This is a genomic window from Sphingomonas sp. Ant20 (assembly GCF_000783375.1).
Lineage (GTDB): Bacteria > Pseudomonadota > Alphaproteobacteria > Sphingomonadales > Sphingomonadaceae > Sphingomonas > Sphingomonas aerolata.
Genome location: NZ_JRVI01000152.1, coordinates 1 through 2,336, shown reverse-complemented (window position 1 = coordinate 2,336; position 2,336 = coordinate 1). Strand labels below are relative to the sequence as shown.

Here is a 2,336-nt window from a genome sequence, read left to right as displayed (position 1 = left end):
GCACCGACAGCCTCAACAAGCGCTCACAGGCCGCGATCGAGCGGCTCGGCGCGAAACGCGACGGCGTGTTGCGCGGCACCAGGTGATGGCGGACGCCGCTTGCGCGACACCATCGTCTACAGCATCCTTCGCCACGAATGGCCGGGTGTCCGTCAGAACCTGACCTATCTGCTCGCCCGACACGAGGACCGCGCATGACCATCACCGACTTCACCGTGAAGGCCGCCAACGGCACCCCCGCGTCGCTCGCGGCCTATGCCGGCAAGGTGCTGCTGATCGTCAACACCGCCTCCAAATGCGGCTTCACCCCGCAATATGAGGGGCTCGAGGCGCTCCACCGCGACTATGCCGATCGCGGGTTCGAGGTTCTGGCCTTCCCCTGCAACCAGTTCGGCGCACAGGAACCCGGCGACGCGGCAGAGATCGCGAACTTCTGCACGCTCACCTACGACGTGACCTTCCCCTCTTTGCGAAAGTCGACGTCAACGGCGGCGAGGCGGACCCGCTGTTCGACCGCCTGAAATCGGACGCCCCCGGCGTGCTCGGCTCGAAGGCGATCAAATGGAACTTCACCAAGTTCCTGATCGACCGCGCGGGCAAGGTCGTCGACCGCTACGCCCCCACCACCAAACCCGCCGACCTCCGCACCGACATCGAAAACCTGCTCTAGCGCGCCCTTACTACCACCCCCGGCGAAGGCCGGGGCCCAGTTGGAAAGGCCACAGTAACGAAGCGCAGACCTCGGTCAGCAACGTCCCCCAACTGGACCCCCGGCCTCCGCCGGGGAGGTGCTATATTCGTGGCGTGGCGCGAGACGGCGACATCTGCGCGCCGACCCGCCCCCTGTTCCCCAACCCCAACCGACGCTAAGGCCCGCCGCACGGCGAAACCCGGATCACGAAAGACCTGTCATGACCAGCATCCCGATAAAGCGCGCACTCCTGTCCGTCTCCGACAAGACCGGGATCGTCGATCTCGGCACCGCGCTTGCGAGCCACGGTGTGGAACTGGTGTCGACCGGCGGTACCGCCACCGCGCTGCGGGCGGCAGGCCTCACGGTGCGCGACGTGTCGGAGCTGACCGGCTTTCCCGAGATGATGGATGGCCGCGTCAAGACGCTGCACCCGATGGTGCATGGTGGCCTCCTCGCGGTGCGCGACGATGTGGGGCATGCCGCGTCGATGGAGGAGCACCAGATCGGCGCGATCGACCTCGTGATCGTCAATCTCTACCCGTTCGAGGCGACCGTCGCGAAGGGTGCGGACCGCGACACGGTGATCGAGAATATCGACATCGGCGGCCCCAGCATGGTGCGCTCGGCCGCCAAGAACCACGCCTATGTCGCGATCGTCACCGATCCCGCAGACTATGCGCTGGTTGCGGGCGGCAGCACGACGCTCGACGACCGCAAGCGCCTCGCCGCCAAGGCATTCGCGACCACGGCCGCCTATGACTCGGCGATCGCGACCTGGTTCGGCACGGTCGACCAGGGCGAGCAGTTTCCGGCCACGCTGCCGATCACGCTCAAGCGCGGCGATGCGCTCCGCTATGGTGAGAACCCGCACCAGTCGGCGGCCTTCTACACCGCGACCGATGGTGTCCGCGGCATCGGCCAGGCGCGTCAGGTGCAGGGCAAGGCGCTGAGCTACAACAATCTTAACGACGCGGACGCTGCGCTCGAGCTCGTCGCCGAGTTCCGCGATGCCGCCCCCTCGGTCGTCATCGTCAAGCACGCCAATCCGTGCGGCGTCGCGACCGCCGCGACGCTCGAGGAGGCCTATGCCGCGGCGTTCGCCTGCGACACCGTGTCGGCGTTCGGCGGGATCATCGCAGTCAACCGCCGCCTCGATGTCGAGACCGCGCGCGCGATCACCGGCATCTTCACCGAAGTCGTCGTCGCACCCGATGCCGACGAGGAGGCGATCGCGCTGTTCGCCGCGAAGAAGAACCTGCGTCTGCTTTTGACCGGCGACCTGCCCGATGCGGCGCGCGCCGGGCTCACCGCCAAGTCGATCGCGGGCGGCTGGCTCGTACAGGGGCGCGACAACGGCACGCCCGGCGAGTTGCAGGTGGTGACGAGGCGCCAGCCCACGCCGCAGGAACTCGCCGACTGCCGCTTCGCCTGGACCGTCGCCAAGCACACCAAGTCGAACGCGATCGTCTATGCCAAGGACGGCAGCACGGCAGGCATCGGTGCGGGGCAGATGAATCGCCTCGAATCCGCGCGCATCGCCGCGTGGAAGGCCAAGGATGCGGCGGACAAGGCGGGCTGGGCGACGCCGCGGACGATCGGCTCGGCGGTTGCCTCCGACGCGTTCTTCCCGTTTGCCGACGGG

1 protein-coding gene and 1 pseudogene are annotated in these 2,336 nt (G+C 67.7%); both read left to right on the top strand.

Going from position 1 to position 2,336, the window contains the following annotated elements; genetic code table 11:
• The first annotated feature begins 194 nt into the window (after positions 1-194).
• Positions 195-670 (top strand): annotated as a pseudogene (locus NI18_RS15880) (glutathione peroxidase).
• Between the two features lie 241 nt (positions 671-911).
• Positions 912-2,336: bifunctional phosphoribosylaminoimidazolecarboxamide formyltransferase/IMP cyclohydrolase (gene purH / locus NI18_RS15875; protein ID WP_037531325.1), on the top strand; the 1,425-nt coding region annotated here is incomplete at its 3' end.